General features: G+C 52.2%; 17 protein-coding genes. 4 read left to right on the top strand and 13 right to left on the bottom strand.

What is annotated here, in order from left to right; translation table 11 throughout:
- Positions 1-197: 197 nt before the first annotated feature.
- Genes ACYU87_RS24955 through ACYU87_RS24945 form a run of 3 tightly spaced genes read right to left on the bottom strand, consistent with a single transcriptional unit; the run spans position 198 to position 4,282 of the window.
- Positions 198-890, bottom strand: a complete 693-nt coding sequence (locus tag ACYU87_RS24955; protein ID WP_461136733.1) for a LytR/AlgR family response regulator transcription factor — start codon at positions 888-890, stop codon at positions 198-200.
- On the bottom strand, positions 887-3,739 hold the full coding sequence (locus ACYU87_RS24950) for a PAS domain S-box protein (protein ID WP_461136732.1): 2,853 nt from the start codon (positions 3,737-3,739) through the stop codon (positions 887-889). The genes ACYU87_RS24955 and ACYU87_RS24950 overlap by 4 nt, the downstream gene beginning before the upstream one ends.
- Positions 3,740-3,742: 3 nt before the next feature.
- Positions 3,743-4,282, bottom strand: a complete 540-nt coding sequence (locus tag ACYU87_RS24945) for a heme NO-binding domain-containing protein (protein WP_461136731.1) — start codon at positions 4,280-4,282, stop codon at positions 3,743-3,745.
- A 244-nt stretch (positions 4,283-4,526) separates the two neighbouring features.
- Between ACYU87_RS24945 and ACYU87_RS24940 the strand changes: the two genes are divergently transcribed.
- On the top strand, positions 4,527-5,075 hold the full coding sequence (locus tag ACYU87_RS24940; protein WP_461136730.1) for an RNA polymerase sigma factor: 549 nt from the start codon (positions 4,527-4,529) through the stop codon (positions 5,073-5,075).
- Positions 5,076-5,206: 131 nt separating this feature from the next.
- Here ACYU87_RS24940 and ACYU87_RS24935 read toward each other — a convergent pair whose 3' ends face one another.
- The 4 genes from ACYU87_RS24935 to ACYU87_RS24920 all read right to left on the bottom strand — a co-directional run bounded on the left by ACYU87_RS24935 (position 5,207) and on the right by ACYU87_RS24920 (position 13,302).
- Positions 5,207-8,635, bottom strand: a complete 3,429-nt coding sequence (locus ACYU87_RS24935; RefSeq protein ID WP_461136729.1) for a HEAT repeat domain-containing protein — start codon at positions 8,633-8,635, stop codon at positions 5,207-5,209.
- Positions 8,636-8,820: 185 nt separating this feature from the next.
- The gene (gene treZ, locus ACYU87_RS24930) at positions 8,821-10,689 is read right to left on the bottom strand and encodes a malto-oligosyltrehalose trehalohydrolase (RefSeq protein ID WP_461136728.1); all 1,869 of its coding nucleotides are present in this window, start codon (positions 10,687-10,689) and stop codon (positions 8,821-8,823) included.
- 153 nt (positions 10,690-10,842) lie between these two features.
- Positions 10,843-12,816, bottom strand: coding sequence for a sensor histidine kinase (locus ACYU87_RS24925; protein ID WP_461136727.1), 1,974 nt, complete (start codon positions 12,814-12,816; stop codon positions 10,843-10,845).
- A gap of 189 nt (positions 12,817-13,005) precedes the next feature.
- Positions 13,006-13,302, bottom strand: a complete 297-nt coding sequence (locus ACYU87_RS24920; protein ID WP_461136726.1) for an SCP2 sterol-binding domain-containing protein — start codon at positions 13,300-13,302, stop codon at positions 13,006-13,008.
- 123 nt (positions 13,303-13,425) lie between these two features.
- Between ACYU87_RS24920 and ACYU87_RS24915 the strand changes: the two genes are divergently transcribed.
- Positions 13,426-13,878, top strand: coding sequence for a hypothetical protein (locus tag ACYU87_RS24915; protein WP_461136725.1), 453 nt, complete (start codon positions 13,426-13,428; stop codon positions 13,876-13,878).
- Positions 13,879-14,093: 215 nt separating this feature from the next.
- Entirely contained in the window at positions 14,094-14,549 is a 456-nt protein-coding gene (locus ACYU87_RS24910; RefSeq protein ID WP_461136724.1) for a DUF2147 domain-containing protein, read from the top strand.
- A 3-nt stretch (positions 14,550-14,552) separates the two neighbouring features.
- On the opposite strand, the gene ACYU87_RS24905 is transcribed toward ACYU87_RS24910, so the two are convergent.
- The 6 genes from ACYU87_RS24905 to ACYU87_RS24880 form a co-directional block, all read right to left on the bottom strand.
- Positions 14,553-15,794: an alkaline phosphatase family protein gene (locus ACYU87_RS24905; protein WP_461136723.1), complete on the bottom strand. Its 1,242-nt coding sequence runs from the start codon at positions 15,792-15,794 to the stop codon at positions 14,553-14,555.
- 234 nt (positions 15,795-16,028) lie between these two features.
- On the bottom strand, positions 16,029-16,814 hold the full coding sequence (locus ACYU87_RS24900) for an SDR family NAD(P)-dependent oxidoreductase (protein ID WP_461136722.1): 786 nt from the start codon (positions 16,812-16,814) through the stop codon (positions 16,029-16,031).
- A 16-nt stretch (positions 16,815-16,830) separates the two neighbouring features.
- The gene (locus ACYU87_RS24895; protein WP_461136721.1) at positions 16,831-18,954 is read right to left on the bottom strand and encodes an alpha-glucuronidase family glycosyl hydrolase; all 2,124 of its coding nucleotides are present in this window, start codon (positions 18,952-18,954) and stop codon (positions 16,831-16,833) included.
- A gap of 189 nt (positions 18,955-19,143) precedes the next feature.
- Positions 19,144-20,358, bottom strand: coding sequence for a mannonate dehydratase (uxuA, locus tag ACYU87_RS24890; protein ID WP_461136720.1), 1,215 nt, complete (start codon positions 20,356-20,358; stop codon positions 19,144-19,146).
- 188 nt (positions 20,359-20,546) lie between these two features.
- Positions 20,547-21,983 carry an alpha/beta hydrolase family protein gene (locus ACYU87_RS24885; RefSeq protein WP_461136719.1) on the bottom strand — a complete coding sequence of 479 codons (1,437 nt, stop codon included), beginning with the start codon at positions 21,981-21,983 and terminating at the stop codon, positions 20,547-20,549.
- A 191-nt stretch (positions 21,984-22,174) separates the two neighbouring features.
- Entirely contained in the window at positions 22,175-23,503 is a 1,329-nt protein-coding gene (locus ACYU87_RS24880) for an MFS transporter (protein ID WP_461136788.1), read from the bottom strand.
- 288 nt (positions 23,504-23,791) lie between these two features.
- Between ACYU87_RS24880 and ACYU87_RS24875 the strand changes: the two genes are divergently transcribed.
- Positions 23,792-26,320, top strand: a complete 2,529-nt coding sequence (locus tag ACYU87_RS24875; RefSeq protein WP_461136718.1) for a glutaminase family protein — start codon at positions 23,792-23,794, stop codon at positions 26,318-26,320.
- The last annotated feature ends 158 nt before the right edge of the window (positions 26,321-26,478 follow it).

The raw sequence follows: 26,478 nt of genomic DNA, 5'->3' as shown, positions 1-26,478 counted from the left end.
TACTTTACCGATTAGTGCGTTCCCTAACTATAATATTACTAATTATATTTTTATGACAATATAACTTTTTTTAAATAAGCTGTGAAATAAACAAGGGTCTGGCTTTTCCGTCAATAAGCGATAAATAGTTGCAAAAACCGTTCGGTATATGGTTTTCATAAACAATAACGGCAACCTTTCGAGGTCGCCGTTATTGTTTATAACAGATTAAGCCGATTCATTAACTCGGGTTTATTGGCACGACTAATGGGAATAACTTTATTGCTGACTACCAACGTGTTGTCTTCAATGTCAACAATCTTCTCCAAATGAACAATATACGAGCGGTGTACGCGCAGAAACTGAAGGCCTAGTTTTTCTTCCAGGTACTTCATGGTTGTATACACAATATGAGTTTGCGTGTTGGTAAAGATTTTGACGTAGTCACCCGTGTTTTCGATGTACGATATATTATCGAATGGCAATCGGATGTACCGGCCGTCGGTCTTGATATATATTTCTTTCGGCCCATCCGATGGGTTCGTCTTGGAGCGCGCATGCAACTCCAGCACCTTCTCGACGGCGATGTTGAAACGAGGGAGTGTAATCGGTTTCTTCAAATAATCCGTCACGTTGTACTGAAAAGCCTCGAATGCGTACTCGATCTTACTGGTCGTCAGGATCACATACGGCGTAGACGGCAGTTGTTCCAACAGGTCGAAACCCGACAACTCCGGCATTTCCACATCCAGCCAGATCAGATCAACTTCCTGTTCTGCCAGAAAATCGAGGGCACTCATTGCGTTATCAAAAGCAGCCAGAACGTCCAGCGCGTTGTGTTGCTTGCAAAGGCGCTGCAGGGATGTGCGCGACATGGGTTCATCCTCAACAATTATACAACTCAGACTCATACCTGCGAAAGCTTTTGTAGTTCTGTTTCCAAAATAGGCAACACCTTATCTATCTCGATCATAAAATCGTGACAGTACTCCTCAATCAAATTCACATCCTTATCCTGCCGGGCGCTGTTCTCCAGCTGGCGCATTTTTTCTTCTAGTTCCGACAGGCCGACCATGGCCAGCGTCGGCTTTAACTTGTGGGCAGCACTGGCCAGATTTGGCCAATCTTTGGTCTCACAAATACCGGGTAGTTTGCGTATATCGGGAACAATGTCCGTCAGGAACATGGCGAACATTTCTGATGCGTAGGCTACGTCGCCACCGTATAATTCCGACAGGCGCTGGCGGTCGAGGGCTTCATTGAATAGTATACACCCCTCGTTATCGATTTGTTCGACGGGAGCAAACCGCTGCAACACCGACAAGAGTTGGTTTGGCTCGAACGGTTTCGTCAGAAAATCGTTCATACCAGCCTCCATCGCTACACTCTTGTGATCGAGCATAGCGGAGGCCGTGAGGGCAATAATGGCCGTATTCTGATTAGGATTCTGGGTACTCCGGATCGCTACCGTTGCCTCGTACCCATTCATGATAGGCATTTGAATGTCCATCAGAATAATGTCGAATCGCTGGCCTTTTGCCTTTTCAACGGCCTGCTTGCCATCCGACGCCATGGTGTATGGGATGTTCCATTTGTTGAGCAGACTACCAATGTACGTTTGGTTCATCAGGTTATCTTCTACGATCAGCACATTGCAGGTCTTCAGTTCTTCGACCAGCGTCAGCTGTTTATCGACGTTTTTCTGCTCGACCGGCACCAGCGATTTGATATAGGGTATCTCAAACGTGAACGAACTCCCGACGTCAACCTGACTCGTCACTGAAATAGTACCACTCTGAATCTCAACCAGTTCTTTCGTAATAGCCAGCCCCAGCCCAGTGCCTTTGTGCTTGAATCCCTGCGGATTTACCTGCTTAAATTTCTGGAAGACCATATCCAGCTTTTCACCCGGAATGCCCACCCCCGTATCGCTTACCGTAAATTCAACCCATTGCTTATCCTGTTCTTCTCTAGTAATTCGGGCGGTGATCTGAATCTTGCCCTGTTCGGTAAATTTCTCTGCATTACCGACCAGATTCATCAGTATCTGATTCAACATCACATCATCGCCGATGAACTCGTCCGTGATGCGGGCATCCAGCAATACATCTACCGAAATGGGGCGCCCCTGGAGTTTCATCTGGAATACTTTCTGCGTGCTCCGCAGCAAACCGGCCAAATCGAACGGGCGGGCGTGTATTTCAATCCGGCCGGCCTCAATTTTTGTCATATCCAGCAAGTCTGAAATGAGGCTGTGCAGGAAATCGGCGGATGTTTTCAGGATGTCGATGTACTCGCGTTGCTGCTGCGTTGGCTGGGTATCGAAGAGCAGGTGCGACATGCCGATGATCGCATTGAGTGGCGTCCTTATTTCATGGCTCATGTTGGCAAAAAACTGCTTTTCGGCCTGTTGCGCTTCTTCGGCAAAGCGTTTGGCCCGTGCCAGTTCATGCTCCAGCTGTTTTCGCTCGGTCATGTCGTAGTGAATGCCCATCGCCCCGACAATCACGCCGTTCTCATCGACAATCGGAACGCCACTGACCAATACCCAGATACGACTGCCATCTTTTTTAATTAACTGCAATTCGTACGAACCCGCATTTCCTTTTCTCCGCTCTTCCTGCTGCCGCTCCACAACGGCTAAGAACTCAGCAGGTACCAATAATTCCGTCGCGTTTTTACCGATCATCTCTTCTTCGGTATAGCCCAGCATTTTACAGCAGCGCTCGTAGGAACGAATAATGATCTGATCGTTATCAACCTCGAAAAGGCCCAGTTCCATGTTGTTCATGATGCCCCGGTACTTTTCTTCACTTCGGCGGATAAGCTCCCGCGCCTGGTACTTCTCCGTTACATCGGTGTATTTCCAGAGATGACCCATGTACTGGTTATCATCCAGGAAAATAGGGATGTAATCCAGTTCCAGGATACGCCCGTTGGCCATGCTGATCTCTTCACCGACGCGCGCTTCCCGGGTTTCCAGCAATTCGTTCATCCGGTCAACAAAGGCATCCGGATGCACGAACAGCGGCTTTACCTGCTGGCGGGCCAGGGTACAGTTGTAGCCGATCAGGTCGTTGGCCGAGAGCGGAATCTCGAACAGGTCGCAGAAGAGTTGGTTGGCCAGCAGAACTCGACCATTTTCATCTTCAACCATCACGCCCGACTGCAAATTGGTGATGAGTGTTTCCAGCCGTGTCTGGGTGGTTTCCAGTTCAATCTCCGCCAGCTTACGGCCCGATACGTCACGGGCCACGGCCACCAGTTCCAGCGTCTGGCCGTCTTCTTCAATGAGCCTGACGGTTTGCCCGATCCAGACAACCCGCCCGTCTTTGGCCACAACCGGAAACTCATTGTATGTGCTGTCCTGCCGTTCCATCATCATGGTCCGGTAAAACTCAATGAGCTTCATCCGATGACCAACCAGCACAAACTCGGTAAAGTGCCTTCCCAGAAACTCTGCTTCGGTGTAGCCCAGCAGCTTTTCGACAACGGGGCTTACAAACGTGAAATAACCGGTGGGCGAAATCTTATAAATTATGTCCTGAACCGACTCGATCAGCTGGCGATAACGTTGCTCACTTTCCCGAAGTTCGGCCAGTTTGTTGCGAATTTGCTGCTCCAGGTTTTCGTTCAGGTGCAACAGTTGTTCGTTGGCATTGTAAAGCGCCAACGCCTTCTTTTCCAGAATAGCTTCTGCCTGCAATCGGGCTGTCTTTTCGCGGACCAGTCGCCGTTTGAGTAGATCAATGTCCTCCATACGTTACTCTTTCACGATGTCAAATAGAACCTGACTTCCGTCTTCTACAAGCAGGGTTTTCGTAATCGTTGCTTTCTCGTTGAAGGTCGCCAGGCAACCTTCAATCAGCCCGTGGGCAAAATCAGCCAGTTTGCGCTCCGATATGTAGTGCATACGAAGGTGGTTTTCAGCGGGTTGATCAATGGTAAAATGAGGAAGTTCGGCGTCCGGATAAAGCTTTCGAACTTCTACATGGATATAGTGCTGAACAGAGCTAAGCAGACTAAATGCAGAATCGGCCCGGTCGACAAATGGCCGGTAACTTCGGGTAAAAGCGGTAAACATGTATTGCCCATAAGTGCGCAATAAATCCGGTACGGGTACCTTGGTATGCTGGCTCAGATTAGTTACCAACGTTACCATTTCGGCATGATCGTAGGTACCGATAGCGGTGTAAATACCACCCGAAGGGAGATTGGGGTCCTGAAGCAAGTGGTCAACCAGTTCATAACCGAACTTCTCTTCAACCATTTCTAGTAACTCGGTAAAGACGATTCCTTTCATGAAGGTATAAGGCCGAAAAGTAAGACGTAGTGCTATGTGATTTTATAGTGCAATGTAGTAACAATTTGATACAGTATCAGATATAAATTTAACTAAAGAAGGGTAAAAAATAGCGGAATTTACCAAAAAACCGGCAAAATCTGCAGTTCATCGAAAAATTACCGCTTACAACATATTTTAATTAGATGTTTGCAATACATAAAATATGTATCATACTTGTATAAAATAAACAAATACGGTAACTATGAACTTTATCTTAAGTGATGAAGAGATGATTCGGCAACATCTAACGTCAACGTTTACCGGTTGCTTTGAAATTCTTTACAACCGGTATGCAGGTAAAATTTACAGGCAATGTTTTTCCATCACAAAAGATTCGTCCCAGGCCCAGGATTTCACGCATGATATTTTTATTCGAATTTTTGCTCGCCTGGATCAGTTTAGGGGTCAATCCTCCTTCTCGACCTGGCTGTACAGCATTTCCTACAACTACTGTCTTGATCAGCTCAAACGGGCCAAACGGCTGACAACAACCTATCTGAACGACGACCTGGACTACCATTGCACGAGCACCGAAGAGTCCGAGAAGGTCGATTATAGCCTGTATCAGCTGGCCCGGGTGATGAACAGCATCTCTCCACTGGAGGCTACTGTGCTGAGGCTTAAGTACCAGGATGGCCTGCCACTGAGTCAGATCGGCCTTCAGTTAAACTTGAAAGAAAGTGCGGTAAAGATGCGACTCAAACGATCGCGGAAAAAGGTTAAACAGTTATGCCAGACGGCCATGGGTTAATTGTCGTCGTCCTTCTCCCTCCTTAGTCGTAACGTTTCATCAGCAACCAGTCTACAGGCACACCAACAAAGGCCCGGCGTCATAAACGAACTCGTTCATGACGCCGGGCCTTTGTATTAAACACTACGATTCTAGTTCGCGTCTTTCAGAGTTGCCAGAAAACTAACCACATCCCGAATTTCGCGCTTTGTGAGCAGGTACTTCATTTCGGGCATGCTCGACGGAGAATTGACGCGTTTGGCAATCTGATCTTTCCGAACGGCCGTATCGGGCTGGTCACCTACTTTTACCATCACCTCGGTAGTTGTTTCGCCCTGCAGGATACCGCTGACCGTTTTTCCATTCTTAAGCGTCAGATTAACCGTTCCGAATCCGGGAGCCAGGCGAGCGCTGGGATTAACAAGCGCTTCCAGTAATTGCTCGCGGGTGAGCCGACTGGCAACTCCGTTCAGGCGGGGGCCGGCATTGCCGCCCAGGTCATCGTACGAATGGCATCGAATACACTGCGCCGTTTGGTGGCGGAAGAAAATCCGTCGGCCCAGATCGGGTTCTCCACCCAGCAGGCTACCCTTGTACGAAGCGGCCAGCGCGTCGGGCGATAGTTTGGACGTGATGGCCTTATACCGGGTCGTCAATTGGGGTGAGTGGCTGCTTTCGATTGCTTCTTCCAGCTCCAGTTGAAGTTCGGGGGAGAGCGTACCCGCCGACAGTTTAGCCAGTAAAGGATCGAAAACCTTCTTCGAATTAACAACGGGCAGTTTTCCCAGCGTCAACAGAGCCGCCTGTTTTTCTTCGGTTGTGCGGTTATTGATCACGTCCGAAAGCAGCGTCACCATCCGATCTTTCGGCATACTCGATTTAGCGACCAGATCAAGGCCAGCCACCCGGACACTCTTCTCATTATCAGCCAATGCCGTTTCAATGGCTTTGCTCAATTGCTTATCATTCATCGAGGCCAGCGCCCGCAAGGCAGCTACCCGTACTACCGCATCTTTATCACCTGTTAACCGGCTGAATAATGGTTCTGAGGCTTCCGTTATAGTCAGCTTTGTAATCGCCTTAATGGCACTCAGCCGCAGCGCTAGTTCCTGATGCGTTAAGAGTTTGGTGTATAGATCAGCTGTTTTGGTTTTCACCATGGCCAGATCGCGCTCGATTACCCCCCGGTAACGCCCATCAACCCGGTCCAGTACTGAGGGGTTAGCCCAGGTGCTAAGGGCTTCCATGGCCTCGGCGCGCATGGCCAGGGGAGCCCCTTCTTTCTGCGCATAGTCGATCAGGATTTGCATTGCTTCGGGTGTACCTACGCGTAAGTTTGCATTGATGGCCCGACGAAGCAGCGGTTCGTTGGTGAAACTCGTGGTTTGCATCACCTTACCAAGCGCGGGCAGAGCCGCCGGAATAGACAGGTCGTCGTTGATACCCCGGGCAGCTTCTGTCACGACGAATTCGTCTTTATCGGCCAGAAAGCTGGCAATACCGGGGTCGTTCATGCGACGGAGGGCAACGACAGCCGCAATCCGAACGGCTTTCGAAGGGCTACCCGACAGCGCCACTACTGGGGCCGGTTTGCCAATGCGGGCCAACGCCAGACTACCCGCGTGGCGGATGTACGCATCTTCGTCGTTGTTGGCTTCCAACAGTTGAATAATGGGTTGAATAGCAGGCTCGTAGGCAATCCGACCGAGTGCTTCAGCAGCAAAGAACCGCGCGCGGCTGTTGGCATCTTTCAGAACCGGAATCAGCGCATCGCCCGCTTCCTTATAGCGTACGTCGCCCAGCCATTTTGCCGCCTGTGCGCGTATTTCAGGGTCTTTATCTTGCAACAGGGGCAACAGCAGCCTGGCGTATTGTTTATCCTGACGAGCCAACTGACTGATTCCCCAGATACCATGCACGCGGGCCAGCTGGTTATCGGTCTGTTTGGTCGAAGCGGTCAATACATCCGCTCCCTTTGCACCCCGTTTAACCAGTTCAAACTGGGCTTTCTGCCGAACGCGCATATCTGGATTGGTCAATAAATTACCCAGATCCGTTTCCGAACGGGCGGCAAATTTTTCGGCCAGCAACGCCTTCGTACGCTGGCGATCCGCGGAGGCAACTCCGGCTTTGTCGTCCAGTTTCCAGATGCGACCGTAGTCTTTAGCATCCCAGCCATTGATCCAGTCAGCCACGTACAAGGCCCCGTCGGGACCGAAGTCGATACCCGTAGCCAGCACCCCACCCAACACCTTTTTCTGTTCGCCCAACTCGAATGAGGCTCCTTTGGGCTTCAGTTTGAAGGCGTGAATACCTGACTTGGCCGGGTTACCGACAAATTCGGCTACGAAAAACATGTTTTTGTAAGCCGGGCTCAGCGCCGTACCGGGGTTGTACCGCATACCGGCCGGGCCACTCACGAAATTGGTAATAGTCGGGGTGATGTAAGCCGCCTGCCCCTCAAAGCGCGGTTTATACATCTGTTCGTCCATCCAGACTTTGTACGTATTGTTATTCGGATCGCGGTATTTACCATACTGCCAGTTGCTGCGCCAGCCCGTATCCGAGCCATTAACGATGTATACCAGCCGCTCTTTTTCGCCCGGATGGTCACCGTCATTATCTTCACTGATCAGGTTGCCATATTCGTCGAAGACAAACTCGTGAACATTCCGGACGCCGTGAGCAAACACTTCAAAATCAGTACCGTCAGGATTGGACCGCACAACGACGCCACTGTTCGAATGCTCCCATTTCTTTCCATCGGGTCCTTTTCCGTTGAAACCAATATCGCCGATCTGCCAGTAGATTTTGCCATCCGGACCCATTTCGATGCCTGACATACCGTGCCCGCCGAAGCCGACGTGAACACCATAACCATGCGAGATGGACGTTTTTGTTTCGGCGATACCATCACCGTCTTTATCTTTCATACGCCACAGGTCGGGCGCAACGGCTACGTACAGGTCATCACCATTGGTCATTACACCCCCGGCCACATCGGTTACCTCATCATGAAAATCGTCCACGACCAGTTGTGACTGATCGGCAACGCCATCTCCCGACGTATCTTCGATCCGGAAAACGTTTTCTTTCTCCACCGTCATGTCCCGCCAGTCGTGGGAGCCATCGCCGTTCAGGTCTTTCAGCCAATCGTTTTTCTTGCTGTTTTCGGGGGAAAGAACCCGATGCAGGAAAGCCCGTTTGTCTTCAATGGTTTGCAGGCGATTCGATTCTATTTCCCAGTCCTGGTGGCTCCGAATATCGAACTCAGAGTTTTTCTGCCGATTGGTTCGGGTATAGTATAGCCGTCCATTGTCATCAATATCGATCGCGATCGGGTCAGCAACTAGCGAATCGACACCCCACAAGCGAAGGGTAAGTCCTTCGGCCAGTTCGGGGGTTACCGTTGCCTCGATGCTTTTTGCCAGCGCAGCCGCTTTTTCCGGGGCCATCCGTTTAATGCGCCGGTCAATGGGGTCTTTTTCGTTCTGGTATCCGAGCAATCCCAGCATCGGAGCCAGCGCGCACAGCCAGATCGCTTTTTTGTTTACTCCTCGAAATGCGTTGCCTTTTCTCATTCTAAACAGCCGTTAACGGGTCGATTTGCGAAACGCCGATTGGTAAGGTGTACCCAGTGCCCGAGTAGTAAGCACACAGGACTCTAAATCGACGCTCCAGTCCAGACGTTGAAAGCTTTTTTTCGGCCCACACTACTTTGTTTCAGAAATATGTTTTCCCGGCAGACGGCATCTACCATTTTTGCTCACCCGGCAGTGCTGGTGTAAATCAGAATAGCTTCGGGCTGGACAACAACGGTGGCGCTACCCTCTAGTAGCAACGGAGACGCCAGTGGACCGCGCCATGCCGGGTCGGCGGAGTCCAGTAAACGGTGCCATTGACCATCGCTGGCGGGTAACGTAAACGACTGAACTTCCTGGGAGAAATTCATCAGACAAACGACGATTTCATCAACGTCAGACGCACCAGTTTGCACGCCTTTTTTGTGCTGCCGAAACAAGGTGAGCGTTTGTCGAATATCATCCACAACCACCGCTACCGATTCCCGGTTCGGGTGGCGCAGAGACGATGTTTTACGCAGGCGTAACAGCGTCTGGTAGTACCGAAAAAGCGTCCGGTGCGGCTCCTGCATGAGCCGGGGCCACTGGAGTCGGGAACGCTCGAATGTGCGCTCATCCTGCGGGTCAGGTGCCGTAAGGCTTGTCTGAAAATCAGCAAACTCCTTTTTCCGCCCCTGCCGGACGGCTTCTACCAATGTGGGGTCGGAATGGCTGACGAAATACAGAAATGGATTGAGCTCACCCCACTCCTCCCCCATAAACAGCATGGGTAAGTAGGGACTGCTCATGACGGCTCCGGCCATTAGTTTCTGCATTTCGAAGCTGACCAGTTGGCTTGGCCGTTCGCCCAGCATCCGGTTGCCGATCTGGTCGTGGTTCTGCGAGAAAACCACGAACTGCCGACCGGCATGACCCGCCGTCGATTTTCCCACGATCCGGGCTCGGCGGGGCATGTAGGTGCCGTCGTAGACATACGCATCCCGGTACGATTTTGCCAGATCCTGGAGACCATTGTAATCGGCGTAATAGCCATTACGCTCCCCGCCCGCCGTGACGCGTAACGCATGGTGAAACTCGTCGTTCCACTGCGCATCCATACCGTACCCGTCTGTTGCCAGCGGATCAATGAACCGGGTTTCGTTTTGATCCGATTCGATGATCAGGTAATGTTGCCGCCCGGTCTTCGCCATCAGGGCATCGACGTACTGCTTTATCTCGCGCAGGATATGCGTCTCACTCTCGTCGCAAATCGCGTGAACGGCATCCAGTCGCAGGGCATCGATGTGAAAATCCCGGAACCACATCAGCACATTTTCGATAAAAAAACGCCGGATGCTATCGCTGTAATCGTCATCGAAGTTAAGTCCATTACCCCAGGGCGTCTGGTGTTTGGCCGTGAAATACGGCCCAAAATCACTCAGGTAGTTGCCCTCGGGACCAACATGATTATACACGACATCGAGCACCACGGCTAGTCCCCGGCGGTGGCAGGCATCGACCAGTTTCTGTAAACCCGCAGCCCCACCGTACGAATACTGAACGGCAAAAGGCAATACGCCATCATACCCCCAGTTCCGATCGCCGGGAAACTGGGCGACCGGCATGATTTCGATGGCGTTGATACCCAGCTCGACCAGATAATCCAGCCGATTCTCAATCCCGGCGAACGTACTTTCCGGCGAGAACGTACCCGTATGAAGTTCATACAAGAGGTAGTCTTCCAGCGGCAGGTTGTGCCAGTCGGCATCAGTCCAGGTAAAGGTAGCCGTGTCCACCGCCTGCGAGGGGCCATGTACGCCCTGGGGCTGTGCCATCGAAGCGGGGTCGGGCCGTTCGAGGGAATTGTTCAGCACGAATGTATAGGTATCGCCGGGTTGTAACTGAGCCGTGGTTAGCTGCCAGTACGACCCATCTTTCAGCAGTGGAAGCGTTACCTGACGAGTGACCAGGTGAAGCGAAACACTGTCGGCAAAAGGAGCCCAAACCCGCGCGGTTGCGCCATCCTGCGTAAACGTGACGCCAAGCATTCGGTGGCTTAGAAGAGCCTGATTCATAGGATATGAGTGATGGTTGAGTAACTGGTTAGATAGACAACAAGCACTGGTCGTCATGTGTTGGCAAGAATGTGGTTCAACAGGCTCTGTAACGCCATTTTTTGGGCCACATCTGTAGTTCATGCGGTAAGTGCCCGCACCACAAACCACCTGTTACACCGCCACTTCAACGGTTGTGCCCTTCTCAATGAATACGCGAAAGGTACCGCCCAACTCCTGCGCGCGGGTTTCCATGTTGCGCAGGCCGTAATGGTGACCAGCCACGGCACCGTTTATCCAGCTAAAGCCCTGTCCGTTATCATGTATACGCAGGTTGATTCGCCCGTCTGCCGCAACGCTTAAGTTGACTATGGCCTCGGTGGCTGCGGCATGCTTAACAACATTATTGAGCGCTTCCTGCACAATCCGAAACAGATTCAGCACCTGCGATGAACTCAGTTTGTAGGCCTGCGATCCCGACACCTGCACATCAACATGGAGACCGTTGGTCTCGTGCACATAGCGGTTGATATACTGATTTAGTCGCTCGGCAAACTCCTCGACCGTGAAACTTTCCTGATGAATGGCCCAGATCGTTTCGCGGAGAAGTTTACCCGCTTCCCGGGTATGGGTTACGATGGTACGCAGCTGACCAGCCAGCCGTTTCCCTTCGGCAAAAAGTGTCTTTTCGGCCTGATCGCTGATGTGCGTGAGGTTTGTCACAATGAACGCTAAATGAGCCCCTACATTGTCGTGTAGATCGCGGGCAATGCGGCCCTTCTCGACGAGCAGGCTGTTTTTCAGTCCCAGTGCCTGTACTTCGGCTTCGTACATACGCTTTTGCTGCACGGTACGCTCCTTGATAAGCTGTTCGGTCTGGTCGCGGTCCAGTTTGTAGCGATACGCCAGACCAACCAGTAAAACCAGTACTTCGAATAAAGCGGCCGGGGCATAGTAGGCAAAGCAGGACACTGGCTGATAGGTGGGCAGCAAACCAAAATTGGCGAAGACCAGGCCAAGGTTCAGTGTGTAAAAGGGCAAGATGGCGACCAGATAAAGCCAGGCTTCCTGTACATGGTATCGACGGACGATGCTGATGATGATGTAGGCGACAATAACCGGCAGGGGCAGCCAGTAAAGAGCCGTGAACAGCCGAACCATGACCAGTTCCATACTGGTCGACAGGGGAGTAAACCATTCGGCCGTCAGGGCAACCAGACATAGAAAACCACTCCACATTACAACCGTACCCAGCGTATGCCATCGGCGGGAAGGCGTATGCCGAAGGGTCAAAAACTGCCGCACGAATATCAACTGCGAATAGAACAGAATAAGCGGAAACAGGAAGTAAACATTCTGCCGGGGCATCCAGAACTGGGCATTAAAACCAAACTGATTCAAAAAACCATCGTTGATGACAAAAAAACCCACCAGCCCCAGCAGGCAGAAAATATACCGAGAATAGAGTTGATCGAAGGTGGTCAGAAAGAAAATGAGGCTCATGATGGCCACAAACGTGAGGGTGCACAACACCCCGCCCCAAAACAGGTAACTCTGCTGAACGACCGTTTCATAGTCGGCCGCCCGAATAAGTTCGAGGGGAAGTACCTGGGCACCCCGGTGTTTGACAACCCGCAAATAAGCCGTTACGACCTGCCGGGCGGGAACGGTGAATGGAAACCAGAAGTGACGATTGTGCCGAATTCGTTGGGTAGCCCGTGTTTTCCAGCCAATAATGGGTGAAGTTGACAAAACTGTATTATGGGCATCGACGATAAACAACTGCAGCTCATCGAAGCACCAGAAATCAATTTCAGCAAGCCAGTTTTGCGAGCTATCTACCGGATTCTGCAACCGGAACCGAAGCCACAGCGGGGTAGCCGTTTTGGTACCCGTAATGACCCCGAAATTAGGCACGGGCGACGTTATGGACGCGAAAGCCGGAGTGTTCGCCAGCTGAATTACATCGTTGATGGTTCGGGTATGCGACGAGTCCCGCAGGTACGCCAGCGCCCCCCGGAGCGCTGGCTGATCGCCATTGGCGGGCAACACGACAACTGGCTGACCGCCCACCGGTTGCGCCGATGTCCGTACCCCTATCTGGCAACAGAGCAAAAACGACAGGACGAATGGGTGCAGGCGTATCATCAGTGGCTGAGGTCAGCCCCAATGTATAACGATAGTAGCTAATAAACAAGCCATTAGCGGTAGGCTGCTATCGAACGGAAGACTAATTCACCGTTCCATCACTCAGGCCACCGGCCCATCAACCGAGAGATAAACAGGCGGATCAGGGGTACAGAAAGTTACCTGATCCGCCTGTTCATCCAGCTGGCATCAACCCATTATCTGGCCCATTTTCATGGCGATACCCATATCGCCTTTGATTTTGAGTTTACCCGTCATCACGGCCATCATCGGATTCAGGTCACCGGTACCCATCTTAACGAGGTTATCGATGCTTACCTGTAAATCACAATCGGCAGGCTTATCATCGTTGGAAACAATAGCGGGCGATTGGGTCGCATCGATAAAAATAGGTCCCTGGTCGGTCACCAGTTTGATCGTAGCGTTAATGTTGTCGGCATGCGTAACTTTGGACCGGATTTGCTCGGTTAGTTCTGGCAGAGTCATCTGATTGGGTTTTCGTTGTATAAATGTCTTAGAAAAGAAACTCAGCAGCGAAAATAAGGTTTCCACGTAACGCGGACATTCTACCCGCTCAACTTTCATGGCAGGCAGCCGTCTGCGTTCTCTATGCGTTCTCAATTTTTAACTCTCCTCTGCATTCTTACGTTTCTTAGCTGCGCCTGGGGCTTGCTCGACGCCATCGTTTCCTTTTCCCAGTCAGACACGGTTTCGGAAACGGTTTACGTCGAACAGAAAAGCTCGGACCCAAAACAGGAAAAACAGCTGAAAAAATATTTCGAAGATCGTTCGTCCGACGATGTTCCCCTACCGGGAGACCCGGAGCAAATCAAGTCTCTGGCCGTGGCGCAGTTTATTTATTCACTGCTCACACTCGTTGGCGCTTTCCTGATGTTTCAGCTGCGTCGAGTCGGCTTCTGGATCTATGTAGCAGGAATTGCCGTTGGCCTGGTTTTACCCGTCGTGCTGGGCGGTTTTGGGTCGTTGAATACGTCGTTCGGCGTTTTTTTTAGCGTACTTTTTGCCGGACTGTATTGGGTTTCACTCAAGGAAATGAGGTAGATAATCAGCCGGCGAACCAATTGATTTTTTATTTTTCAATCAGGACTTTACAAAACCATCTGAATCGACTCTAACGAACACACAGGCTATCGACGCATCTTTTGCACGAACGTATTGTTAGATATATCCTGTTTATTATAAAACGAATCGTACTGGGGGCAAAAAAAATAGACAAACCGCCCGACGATTTCGTTTACATACCAAAAAACGCACGCATGACCGCTTTTCGCTCAACGACACTCCTTCTGTTCGCTTGCTTTTTCTTCTCTTCCTTCGCAGCCAAAGCCGACGATCCTGACGCCATTGTCGGTCGGTGGCTTAGTTCAAAAAAGAGAAATCAGGTTCAGATTTACAAACAGGGGAACAAGTATTTCGGCAGGCTGGTCTGGATGCTTGAGCCAACTGACCCCAGCACGAACAAGCCGAAACTGGACAAAGAAAACGCCAACGAGAAGCTACGAAGTCGCCCGCTTATGCAGTTGGAATTGGTCACAAATCTGGCCTACAAGGGCAACAACACCTGGGGAGACGGCGAGATTTACAACCCGGAAGATGGCAAAACGTATAACTGCGAAATTTCCCTTAAAGACGCCAACTCCATCGACCTGCGGGGCTATGTCATGGGGCTCAGCTTTCTGGGTAAATCCAAGACCTGGACGCGGGTGAAATAGACGTCACTCGACAACCCAGCGCGAGAGGTGGTTGTGCCGCGCTTCCAGGACGATTTTGTAGAAACCCGCTGGCAACGCCGACACGTCAATCGTGGCTGTCTGGTCGTTGACGGGTACTTCAGCCATGAGCAAATAGTCGTCCCGTTTGCCTTCTTCAAACTGATTCGTTGGGGACACCCAGACTTTAACGGTTCCTTCGGGCTCCACGGCTTTCCAGTTCAGAGTAATTTTGCGCGCTTCTTTCTTTACAGATGGCTCCGTAATGGACAGCTTTCCCGTTAGCGGAATGCCATCCAGTTCAAACGCCTGTTCTTTGGGAATCGACAGTTGCAGATGGCGAGCCAATGTCGGCATAATGTCTACAATGCCGGGCGTATTCTTTCTGAACTGGCTATTCAGGTCTTTTGCATTGGTCACGATCCAGGTAGCGCGCTCCCGGTCCGACTGCCCCCCGTGGTTTTTGCCCGTATCGGCACTTCGGCCGTGGTCGGTGGTGATGACTAGTTGCCAGTCTTCGCCCGTTGTTTTCTGCCGGAACTGAATGGCTTTCCAAAGTCGCCCGATCTGGTCATCCATTATCTTGACGGCTTTATAAAACGGCTCACTATCGCCGTATTTATGGCCCATGTCGTCGGTGTATTCCAGGTAGACCCACGATAAATCCGGGCTCTCATCGTGAATATACCGACTGGCTTCATCAACCACTTTCTCATCAATCCGGTGAATGTATTCCGATTGCTTATCGTGTTGGTACCGTACGGTATCCCGCTCCAGCCCATCGAACGAATAGTCGATGCGTAGGTTACCCGTTTGTGGCAGATTTTCGCCAACGAGTTTGGTTCGGTTATCGAGCCAGGTTGAAAATACCGCACTTCGTTTTTGCGGATACTGGCTTTCAAAAAATCGGAAGATTGTCCAGTACTGATAATTAGGCGCTTTGATACTGTTGTCCCACACGTTGTGCTTGTTAACCCAGGTGCCCGTGAGCAGGCTATTATAGCCAACCGCCGAGATCGTGGGGGTCTGGGAATACGTGTTTTTCTGACCACCCACATACGCTCTGGCATAGCCACCTTGTTTAGCGATGGCATCCAGATTAGGCGTCGGCTGCTTTTCAATGACATCGGCCGGAATACCGTCAACAATGACAAACAGGGCTTTTTTGGGTTTGCCCTGCCCCCAGCTACAGGAAGCCAGAAGGAAATAGCAACCAAGGGTCAGGAATAATGTCGATGTGCGCTTCATATACGCTCAAAGTACGGGCAAGCCCACCTATATGTAACATGCGAGCCTAAGATTTCACAGCTTCATAACACACCTTTTCGGATTTTCGTACCTCCTGGAGACACAGGATTTATCCCGTGGACCGTGTCTTCACGGTCCACATACACGTCAGCAACACCATCCGGTCAGGTAGTCCCTGGCCTGGTTCGTGAAGAAAGAAGCCAGAGAGGAAACCCGGACCTCGGAAGCAGACCGCTAAAACCCAATTGAGTTGCCCCCATCAACGGGCAACGAAACACCGGTAATATATTTAGCCGCATCGGATGCCATAAAGACGGCAGCCCAGCCGATGTCGTCGGGTTGGCCAAATTTTCCCATGGGTGTCCGGCGCATGGCCCGGGCAAACCGGTCTGGGTCGCCCCCCATAGCGGTTTTACTCATGGCTGTTTCGATGAAGCCCGGTGCAATGGCATTAACCCGCACGCCGTTGCCCGAAAACTCCGATGCCAGCACCTTAACCATGCCTTCAACGCCTGATTTTGATGCAGCATAGGCAGCTACCCGGTCGATACCGTAGTAGGCAGCCATCGAGGAAATCATAATGATCGATCCCCGCTGCCGAGCCATCATGCGCCGGGCGCAGGCGCGTGTCAGACTAAAAACCGAATTTAAATTAGTGTGTACGATGCGATCAAAATCCTCATCGGTCACTTCCAGCGCCGGTTTCTTCATGTTAATACCGGCATTATTGACCAGAATATCGATGGGTCCGTGCGCGGCTTCAATCTGGTCAACCAGATCGTCCAGCAACGCCCGCTCGGTTACGTCATTGACCCTGTAATGGGCCTGCTCGCCCAGTGCGTTGGTCGCTTCCCGAAGAGGTTGCTCCCTCCGACCCGTTATGACCACAGTGGCCCCGGCCTGTACCATACAGCGGGCAATGTCGAAGCCGATGCCGCTGCCCCCACCGGTAATGAGAGCTAGTTTACCCGCGAGCGAAAAAACGGATTGGTTAAGGATAGATTTATGTTCTTCCTGCATAATTTGTCGTAATCTACTAGCGTAGTTTATAAATTTCGGATAGTCGTTTTACATCATCCAGCGTCCGGTCAGGTTTCTGAAACGGAGCAGGAATTAACTTTTTCGAATAGGTCTGTAAATACAGAACCCAGGAATCCCGCCACCAGATCGCTTCCTTATGCTGGGTGGCCAGACGACCCGTTACATCGGCAAATAGTTGCGGATCAATCGCGGGTTTGACCTGCGCCCACTGTTGCTGCATCCAGCGCACGGAGTCGGCACCGGTGTAAAACTGGGTGCAAAGTTCATCCCAGAGCGTTCGTCCGGTGGTTAATTTCCTGGTCCAGGGCACGTGGTGAAACCAGAGCAGGTAGGGCAGCGGACACGTGTCCGGGTTCTGCCAGTTTTTTTGCACCTCCGGACGATATTGGGCTAGGGCATTACTCCCCGTTGCCGTCCGGTCGAAGCCCAACCCCACCGAATCGGCGCGGTGGTAATAAATGGCAGTCCAGTCGGGACGAGGGCTTTTTTCCTGCCAGGGCTCGGGCGCAAAGTGGATGCCCGCCCACGGACGCGATAAGCCTAGGGGCGTGTTGTAGCGAACGTAAATATCCCGTGACCGGAGCATCAGGTCGGTAATTGTCTGAACGGCCTTCGGTTCGGCCGTAAGCGTCATGCTGACCCATTCGCGGGCGATGTTTTCCGAGGTCAGGGTATGATCCCACGCCAGCCGACCATACGCATACCAGTTAGCCTGCGCCATCGGATTGCCGGTCCAGTTCCGATCCGAACCGGTATTGGCCACCCCCGAAATAGCCGTCATAGCATAGTGGTGCAAGCTGCCGTCAACTACGTTCGCCACGGTTGAGCCCGTTCCTTTATCCTTTACGTGGGTATCCGTATCCAGACATTCTTTAAAGAGTGGCGCTTCATACACCCAGTGGGTAGCGAAACCCAGGTACTCCTGCGTGATCTGAAACTCCATTGCCAGGGGCGTTTTGGGCATGTTGCCAAACAGGGGTGAGAACGGTTCCCTGGGCTGAAAATCAATCGGCCCGTTTTTCACCTGTACAATCACCTTTTTGTCGAACAGTCCATCCAGCGGGGTAAACTCTTCGTAGGCAGCCTTAAAACGATCAGCCGTCGGATCAGCCTTGTAGACGAAGGCCCGCCATAAAACAATGCCATCGTACGGCTTCAGGGCTTCGGCCAGCATATTGGCCCCGTCAGCGTGGGTACGGCCATAATCCTGCGGACCCGGCTCACCCTCTGAATTTGCTTTGACCAGAAACCCGCCAAAATCGGGAATGGCTTTATAGATTTCTCTGGTTTTTTCGGCCCACCAGGCTCGCACGGCCGGATCGAGTGGGTCGGCGGTTTTGAGTTCGGCATTCGTCAGACTACCGATTGTTTTGGGAGCCGGAAAATAGACCGACAGGTAAACCCGAATACCATAGGCCCGGAAAACAGTGGCCAGTGCAGCCACCTTCTGAATGTATTCATCGGTTAGAAAACGGGCGCTGGCATTGACGTTGTTGACGACGGTTCCGTTAATACCCAGCGATGCATTGGCGCGGGCGTAATCGCGGTAACGAGGGTCAATCGTTTCGGGCAGTTCGTACCATTTCCAGAGCGACTCCCCCGCATACCCGCGCTCGATGGTTCCGTTTGTATTGTCCCAGTGGTTGAGCAACCGATACTGAATTTTAGGAGTACTGGTCACGGAAAGATTCTCGATGGGCTGACCCGTTTGCACCTGTCGCAGTAAGGCAAAAACGCCGTACAGTACACCCGCATCGGTTTTCCCGGAAATGGTCAGGTTACCCGCCTTCCGGCTGGTTAACTGGTACCCGTCGTTTACCAGCTTCTGGATAGCGGTCATCGCTGTGACGCTCAGAACAATCCCCCCCGTTCGATTGCCCGCACTCGTTACAATGGGAATGGTTTTTCCTAATAAACCCTGCAAACCTGCCTGAAGCTCCTGCGCGGCCGAGGTCAACACCGGGCTCGTGCCAGTCAGGGCAATAAACTGGGCCGAGCGGGCGTACGCGTTGCGGCTGGCCACGTTGCTTATGAGGTCATATTTTAGCCATAGCCGGTAACCGTCGTCCGCAACGGCAAGCGTACTAAACAGCAAGAGGCAACATACTAATCGTTTCATTACCGGGGAAGAGTTATACCATTGATGAGTAAAGGATAAATTTTTTCGACAGGATTGCAGGATCCTAGTGATTAAAAATCCTGATTGATCCTGTAATCCTGTCGAAAAAACTCACTCCATACTCCATCGAATTTATGATCACGTTTTATAACACCGTGTTTTCGTCTAATCACGATGACATCTCTGTTTCTACAAGCTTCGTTCGATACCCATTTCCAGCCCCCGCAACTCCGCCAACCCGCGCAGCCGACCGATGGCCGAATAGCCGGGGTATGTTTTCTTGTGCAAATCGTCGAGCATCTGGTGACCGTGATCGGGTCGCATGGGAATTGATGAGTCGCCACGGCCCTGCTGTATGCGCCGTTTCTGCTCCAGCACAATGGCTTTTACAACGGCATACATATCGACGTCGCCCGCCAGATGATCCGCTTCGTGAAAATTACCGGGGCGGTTCGGCGTTTCACGTGTCTCACGCCTGGTTGTGCGCAAGTGAATGAAATGAATCCGTTCGCCAAATCGCTGGATCATACCCGGCAAATCATTATCGGACCGAATGCCCAGCGAGCCAGTGCAGAACGTAATGCCATTAGCGGTTACATGGCAGACATTCATCAGTTGGGCGAGGTCGGATTCGGTGCTCACGACGCGGGGCAACCCCAGCAGCGGATACGGGGGATCGTCGGGGTGAATGCATAGATTCACGCCCGCTTCCTGCGCTACCGGCGCTACTTCTTTGATAAAGTGATAGAGGTTCTGGCGCAGTTCCGCATCGCCGATGGATGCGTATTCGTTCAGCAACCCCTGGAATGTATCGAGGGTAAAGGCTTCTTCCGAACCAGGCAAACCCAGTAAAACAACACTCGACAAGTTGGTAATCTGCTCCGGGGTCATTTGCTCAACTTTCCGACGAGCCGATTCCCTGATTTCCGGCTCGTAGTCGATCTCGGCACCGGGTCGTTTAAGAATATACAGATCGAAGAGGGCAAAGTCTTCCCAGACAAACCGGAGCGCCCGGGAGCCGTCGGGCATTTCGTAGGTAAGGTTCGTGCGCGACCAGTCCAGCACGGGCATGAAGTTGTAGCAAACCGTTTTGATCCCACAGGCCGCCAGGTTTCGGATCGACTGTTTGTATATCTCGATGTAGTCCGTGCGGGTCGGCCGACCTTTCTTAATGTCTTCATGAACCGGCAGGCTCTCTACTACCGCCCACCGCAGGGGTAAATACTGATGGTTGTCGGCTTCGATGAGCTGTATTCGTTCGTTTATCGCGTCAACCGTCCACAGCTGGCCTACCGGAATCTGGTGCAAAGCCGTGACTACACCCGCGCAACCCGCCTGCCGAATATCCATCAATGAAACCGGATCATTTGGCCCGAACCACCGCATGGTTTGTAACATTCCCATTTTATAAATTACTTGATTTTTGTTCTAGCGAACTAAGCTAGCCATGATCATTGAACTTGCTTAAACGCTTCGTTAAAGTGAAATTTTTATCAGATTCGGAGACTGTCTACATTTTTCGATAAGTATGCTACGTGTTTTTGTCATCCCGACAAAAAAGAAAAAAAAGACCATTTTTAGACAGCCTTTCGTTAGTTGAGATTGAACTGTTTTTTCGCAAACGTCAGAAAAGTCGGCCAGTCGAGTAGGTCAACATGGCCCCCTTCGTGATTCCGGAATGCCAGATCACCCTCTATAAGAGCGACATCCGGTGCGGGCATCCTGGTGGTCCCAACGCCTTTTTTACCGAGCAACGTGTATACCGGGCTGGCCGCGACACAAGCCAGAAACTCCCCCCTGGAGTCGGACCAGCTATCTTGGGTGCCGCCCGTAATAAACAACGGCCGGGGGGCAATCAGCGCCATCAGGTCATGGGCATCGACGGGCATCGCAGCCCAGTTACCGCCGTATTTCAGGAAGTTTCCGGCCATCCAGTGATACTCGCCGGAACTCGCGACGTTGTCAATCGTTTCGCCATAATGGCGTTTCTCCAGCGAAGCACCCATCGACCCCGAACAACTGGCAAAAACGATGGCCCAGCGCGGGTCAAGGGCTCCGGCCAGCATGGCCGTTTTGCCCCAGCGCGAATGTCCCTGAATACCAATTTGTCTGGCATTGATGCCGGCGTCTTTCTCAAAGTGATCAAGCACCCGACTAAGCCCCCAGCTCCAGGCCGCCAGTACGCCCCAGTCGTCAGGTTTCCGGTCTTTTCCGTTGTTCATCAGCCCGATAATGCCCTCGTGTAAACCGCCCCCGCTGTCCTGCTGAATAGCCCCCGTATTGACAAGCGCGACGGCCCAACCCGCATCAATCAGTTTTTCGATGCTGGGTAATGGCTGCGGAAACGATCCCCACACAAGGACCATCATTGGAATTTTTCCTTTGGCACGGACTGGACGGTAGTAGGTGACGGGAATACGGGGTGTTGCCGCCGGGTACCGTGCGTTATCGATACGGCCAAGCAGGTTTTTCCGAAGCGCCTTCCCCCCCAAAACCGTACTATCGGTTCCAGCTGGGCCAAAGGTAACGCCCGGGGTATGAGGGGGCGTTTTGCCGTATATCTCCGTCAGATAATCCGCCAGAATTTCGGGTCGGCGCTGCTTCCACCAGATAGCCGCACTCGTAACGGGCTTGCCGTTTTTAAGAACCAGCGGGTCAGGAAGTTTATAGGTATTGGCTATCGTCTCGTCATAATTCGACCAGATGCCCCACCCCGACCGAATGTGTGTGTTGCCCGCTTCGTCGAACCAGTTAGTCGAGCCTTCTTTCTGTTTGAGGTGTGCTGGACGTTCGGGATCGTCGGCGGGAGGTGGCAGAGTCGGCAGCGTCAGGTGAAGCTTAATCATCATTTTCTGCCAATCTTCCTGGCTGGCCGTCCGCATGTTGTTCATGTAGGCCGTCCGCTCCTCCGGCGTCATTTTCTGAAAATCGGGCGATTGGGCCTTGACCCTACCAGTAGCCAGACTACCCAGCAGGCCTGCATAAACAAGTGATCGGCAAAGTCGAATGATTAATGGGCGATTTATCATTTTTTCGGTAGAGTCTCGGCAAGAATGGCGGGGATATTGGAGGGTAGATGGTGCGAACGTCTTCGTTCGTACCACCTATCAATCGGCCTCTGGCCGACTGGCTACAATTCCCTAACGGCCAGAGGCCGGTTCATGATTGGCACGAACGAAGCCGTTCGCGCCATCGCGCCATGAAGGTCATTTACCACTTATTACGCACGGGTCTTCACCCGGCTGAAAACGAAAATATACAGCATTGTCCAGGCGACCAGGTAGGCCAGGCCCGCGATGTAGAAAATGATGTAGTACCCTTCCGAGAGGCTTCCCAGCGCTTTGTAGTGATCCAGAATACGCCCCACGATCAGGGGGAATGCCGCCCCGCCAAGCGTACCGGCCATTGTGCCTAAACCAACGACCCGGCTAATCACCTGCTTCGGAAACTGATCAGCAGCCACCGTAAAAATATTCGCGGACCAGGCCTGGTGAGCAGCCACAGCCAGAGACAGGATGGCAATAACCGGCCACATGCTGTTCATCTGGCTAATCAGCATAACGGGCATGACACAAACGGCAAACAGGGCCATTGACCATTGCCGGGCCCGTGTCGGGTGCCAGCCCTTACGAATCAGCATGGACGACAGCCACCCACCTCCGACGCTGCCAATGGTAGCCGCCAGGTAGATAACGATCAGCGGAGCACCCAGTTTCTTAAGGTCGAGGTGATAGATATTGGCCAGGTAAGAGGGCAGCCAGAACAGGAAAAACCACCAGATCGGATCGGTCAGGAGCTTGCCGCTCATGAATCCCCAGATCGCTTTGTTAGCAAAAATAGGGTACTTGACAGCCGTACCATCAACGGCATTGACCGTAGCGGCATCACCAGCGGTGGCAAATTCGGCAGCCGTTTCCTGCGTGATATGGGCCAGCTCGGCCGAGTTGACCTTGCTGTGTTTAGCTGGCACCTCGTAGAAGAACCACCAGGCTACAATCCAGAGAAAACCAAGTGCGCCGGTTACGATGAACGCCATTTGCCAGCCTGCCATAAGCGCCAGCGCAGGAACGACAGCCGGTGCCGCAACCGCGCCGATGTTGGCTCCGGCATTGAAAATACCGACGGCCAGCGCCCGCTCTTTCTTGGGAAACCATTCGGCTACCGTTTTGATCGAAGCCGGAAAGTTACCGGCCTCGCCAAAGCCCAGAAACGCCCGCGCCACCATAAAGCCAAACGTACTACCGGCCAGTGCATGACCCATAGCAGCCAGACTCCAGACCAGGATCGCCCCGATGTACCCGAGTTTAGTCCCGATTCGGTCGATGATATACCCCGCGAGCAAGGTGCTGGCTCCGTAAAAAAAGGTGAAGACCGTTACGATGTTTCCATAATCAGATTCCGTCCAGCTAAATTCTTTTTCCAGAATTGGCTTCAGTAAACTGATCACCTGCCGGTCGAGGTAGTTGATCGTTGTCGCAAAAAAGAGCAGGGCGACGATTACCCATCGATAATTGCTTTTCTTCATCTGTTCGGTCCTGGCGGAACTCATGAAGTCGATGGGTTCGGGAGTAGATTTCGGCGTCAAGGCAACGGGTGGAATTAGAGTAGGTAACGAGTTTATTGGGTAGACCCCACTAAAACATGACTTCCGCCTTTAGCTACTGCTTTCGTCCCATTATTAAATTTTATTACCAGGTGTCCGGACCGAGATTTTGATGCCTCAGGTGAATAATCCGCTTTTTACCACACCGGTGATCCAGCAAATAAGTAAAGGTTGGCCCCGATGTGGTTTGTCTTTTGAATGTTGTCTCATTACGTCCGTTAAACGATGGCCTCGATGCAAAAAAACACGGCTCTTTTCTCTTCCATTATCCTACTCTCGTCACTTTTTTCCGGGCAGCTACCGGCTCAGGACCTTCGCCCACCGGCTTACCCGCTTATCACACATGACCCTTATTTCAGTGTGTGGAGTACGACCGATAAACTAACCGATTCGCCGACGCGCCACTGGACAGGAAAACCGCAATCTCTGGAGGGTATCGTTCGGGTAGATGGCCAGGCGTATCAGTTTCTGGGGGCTGTGCCCACCACGTACGAAGCCATTGCCGCAACGGGCGAAACCCAGGCATATCCGGCAAAATATACGTTTAAGAAACCCGGTGCGGGCTGGGAGAAACCAGACTATGCCGCTACGGACTGGACAGCGGGCACGGGGCCTTTCGGGGATACGCCGGAGGCTAAAACCAAATGGACCAATAAGGGTGCACCGAACGCATCGACGACTATTTATTACCGGCGGGAGTTCAATTATGATGGCAATGCCGACCCGGCCAAGCTGATGTTATCCATCAACCACGACGACGATGTGGAGGTGTACCTCAACGGCACCAAAATTCTGGACAAACCCGACTACCTCAACGAATACGTTTACCTGCCGTTGTCGGCCGCTGGCCAGAAAGCCCTCCGCAAAGGCCGGAACGTACTGGCCGTGCATTGCGTGAGCCCACGGGGCGGATCGTTTATTGATGTGGGCATTGCCAACCCGGTTAAGGCAATGGACGTAACCACCGCCACGCAAACGGGCGTAACAGTATCGGCTACGCAAACGAATTACACCTTTTCGGCCGGGCCGGTGAATCTGGCCGTAACGTTTATGTCGCCCCTGCTGCTGGACGAACTGGAGGTTGTAGCTCGCCCGGTCACCTACGTTACGTTCGAAGTTCGTTCGCAGGACCGCAAGTCGCACTCGGTGCAGGTATTCCTGAGCGAATCGGGCACGCTGGCAACCAACACCATCGGGCAGGAAGTTGTGCTGAAAGCTGGTCAGGCCCCCGGTCTGATCTACCAAACCGTTGGTACGGAGGCTCAGCCCGTTTTGGCGAAGAAGGGCGATAACGTACGCATCGACTGGGGGTATGCCTATCTGGCCGTTCCGCAGGAAAGCGGGAACCAGACGGGTAATGGCATGGCCCCCGGCCTGAAACAGGCCTTTCTGAAGACGGGACAACTCCCCACCGATAACAAAGCGTCCGTGCCGGGCAACAAGCCCCGTGCTGCCGCCGACGTTGCCCTCGCTACCGTACTCGATTTTGGTGACGTATCGAAACCCGTCGACAAACACCTGATGCTGGCCTACGACGACCTGTATTCAGTTCAGTACTTCAAGCAGAACTTACGCCCCTGGTGGCGACGGGATGAGAAAACGACCATGCCCGCCCTGCTGCAAACGGCCGAGAAAGACTACAGCCGATTGAAAGAGAAATGCGACAAATTTGATAATAGACTTCGCGCCGACGCAAAGAGAGCTGGTGGCAAAGAATACGCCGACCTATGCGTACTGGCGTATCGGCAGGCCATTGCCGCCCACAAAATTGTAGCGGGCCCAAAAGGCGAAACACTTTTCCTGTCGAAAGAAAATTTCTCCAACGGCTCTATTGGCACGGTCGATATCACGTATCCGTCGGCTCCGCTGTTTCTGCTCTACAACCCAACCCTGCTGAAGGGCATGATGGAGCCAATTTTCCAGTATTCGGAAAGTGGTCAGTGGAAGAAGCCCTTCGCAGCACATGACGTAGGAACCTATCCACTGGCCAATGGGCAGACCTATGGCGAAGACATGCCCGTTGAAGAATCTGGTAACATGCTGCTGCTGGCCGGTGCCATTAGTGGAGCCGAAGCAAACAGCGACTATGCCAAACAACATTGGAAAACCCTGACAACCTGGGTCGAATACCTCAAGAAAGATGGCTTCGACCCATCGAATCAATTATGCACCGACGATTTTGCCGGGCACATTGCCCGCAACGCGAACCTGTCGGTGAAGGCGATTCTGGGCATTGCGGCTTATGGTCAGATGGCGGCCCGGTTGGGAGATAAAGCAACGGCCGAAAGTTACTTGAAAACAGCGCGGGAGATGGCCACAAAATGGCAACAGCTTGCCCTCGACAAAACGCCTGGTCAGAAAGAACACTATGACCTGACGTTCGAAAACCAGGGCGATACCTGGAGCCAGAAATACAATCTGGTCTGGGATAAATTACTGGGGCTGGATGTCTTTCCCAAAGAGGTAACAGCGGTTGAAATCGACTATTACCTGACGAAGCAGAAACCGTATGGACTCCCGTTAGACAGCCGCAAGACCTACACCAAATCGGACTGGATTATCTGGACGGCCACGCTTGCCAAATCGGATCGTGACTTTGAAGCCTTTGTGAAACCAGTCTGGCGGTATGTCAATGAAACACCAACCCGCGTTCCTCTCTCCGACTGGCACGAAACAACCAACGCAAAACAGGTCGGCTTCCAGGCTCGTTCGGTGGTGGGTGGCTACTTCATTAAAATGCTGGAAGGAAAACTGAGCAAGTAACCCGCTATTCAAACGGCATCCGAGTAAGCTGTTTGGATTTATAGAACGTGGTTTCCTGGCGCGTCATGCCGAAACAAGTTTGGCATGACGCGCTACTTGATGAAATCATTCCTGAATAGAATACTAGAATAGCTTAAAAATAAAATATGCCTCTCCAG

It is taken from the genome of Spirosoma lituiforme (assembly GCF_054776635.1).
This window is presented reverse-complemented; position numbering and strand designations above follow the sequence as displayed.

What these genes read in the sequence shown, in the direction of transcription:
- ACYU87_RS24955 (WP_461136733.1), bottom strand. Translation starts at nt 890, where the DNA reads ATGAGTCTGAGTTGTATAATTGTTGAGGATGAACCCATGTCGCGCACA.
- ACYU87_RS24950 (WP_461136732.1), bottom strand. Translation starts at nt 3,739, where the DNA reads ATGGAGGACATTGATCTACTCAAACGGCGACTGGTCCGCGAAAAGACA.
- ACYU87_RS24945 (WP_461136731.1), bottom strand. Translation starts at nt 4,282, where the DNA reads ATGAAAGGAATCGTCTTTACCGAGTTACTAGAAATGGTTGAAGAGAAG.
- ACYU87_RS24940 (WP_461136730.1), top strand. Translation starts at nt 4,527, where the DNA reads ATGAACTTTATCTTAAGTGATGAAGAGATGATTCGGCAACATCTAACG.
- ACYU87_RS24935 (WP_461136729.1), bottom strand. Translation starts at nt 8,635, where the DNA reads ATGAGAAAAGGCAACGCATTTCGAGGAGTAAACAAAAAAGCGATCTGG.
- treZ (WP_461136728.1), bottom strand. Translation starts at nt 10,689, where the DNA reads ATGAATCAGGCTCTTCTAAGCCACCGAATGCTTGGCGTCACGTTTACG.
- ACYU87_RS24925 (WP_461136727.1), bottom strand. Translation starts at nt 12,816, where the DNA reads ATGATACGCCTGCACCCATTCGTCCTGTCGTTTTTGCTCTGTTGCCAG.
- ACYU87_RS24920 (WP_461136726.1), bottom strand. Translation starts at nt 13,302, where the DNA reads ATGACTCTGCCAGAACTAACCGAGCAAATCCGGTCCAAAGTTACGCAT.
- ACYU87_RS24915 (WP_461136725.1), top strand. Translation starts at nt 13,426, where the DNA reads ATGCGTTCTCAATTTTTAACTCTCCTCTGCATTCTTACGTTTCTTAGC.
- ACYU87_RS24910 (WP_461136724.1), top strand. Translation starts at nt 14,094, where the DNA reads ATGACCGCTTTTCGCTCAACGACACTCCTTCTGTTCGCTTGCTTTTTC.
- ACYU87_RS24905 (WP_461136723.1), bottom strand. Translation starts at nt 15,794, where the DNA reads ATGAAGCGCACATCGACATTATTCCTGACCCTTGGTTGCTATTTCCTT.
- ACYU87_RS24900 (WP_461136722.1), bottom strand. Translation starts at nt 16,814, where the DNA reads ATGCAGGAAGAACATAAATCTATCCTTAACCAATCCGTTTTTTCGCTC.
- ACYU87_RS24895 (WP_461136721.1), bottom strand. Translation starts at nt 18,954, where the DNA reads ATGAAACGATTAGTATGTTGCCTCTTGCTGTTTAGTACGCTTGCCGTT.
- uxuA (WP_461136720.1), bottom strand. Translation starts at nt 20,358, where the DNA reads ATGGGAATGTTACAAACCATGCGGTGGTTCGGGCCAAATGATCCGGTT.
- ACYU87_RS24885 (WP_461136719.1), bottom strand. Translation starts at nt 21,983, where the DNA reads ATGATAAATCGCCCATTAATCATTCGACTTTGCCGATCACTTGTTTAT.
- ACYU87_RS24880 (WP_461136788.1), bottom strand. Translation starts at nt 23,503, where the DNA reads ATGAGTTCCGCCAGGACCGAACAGATGAAGAAAAGCAATTATCGATGG.
- ACYU87_RS24875 (WP_461136718.1), top strand. Translation starts at nt 23,792, where the DNA reads ATGCAAAAAAACACGGCTCTTTTCTCTTCCATTATCCTACTCTCGTCA.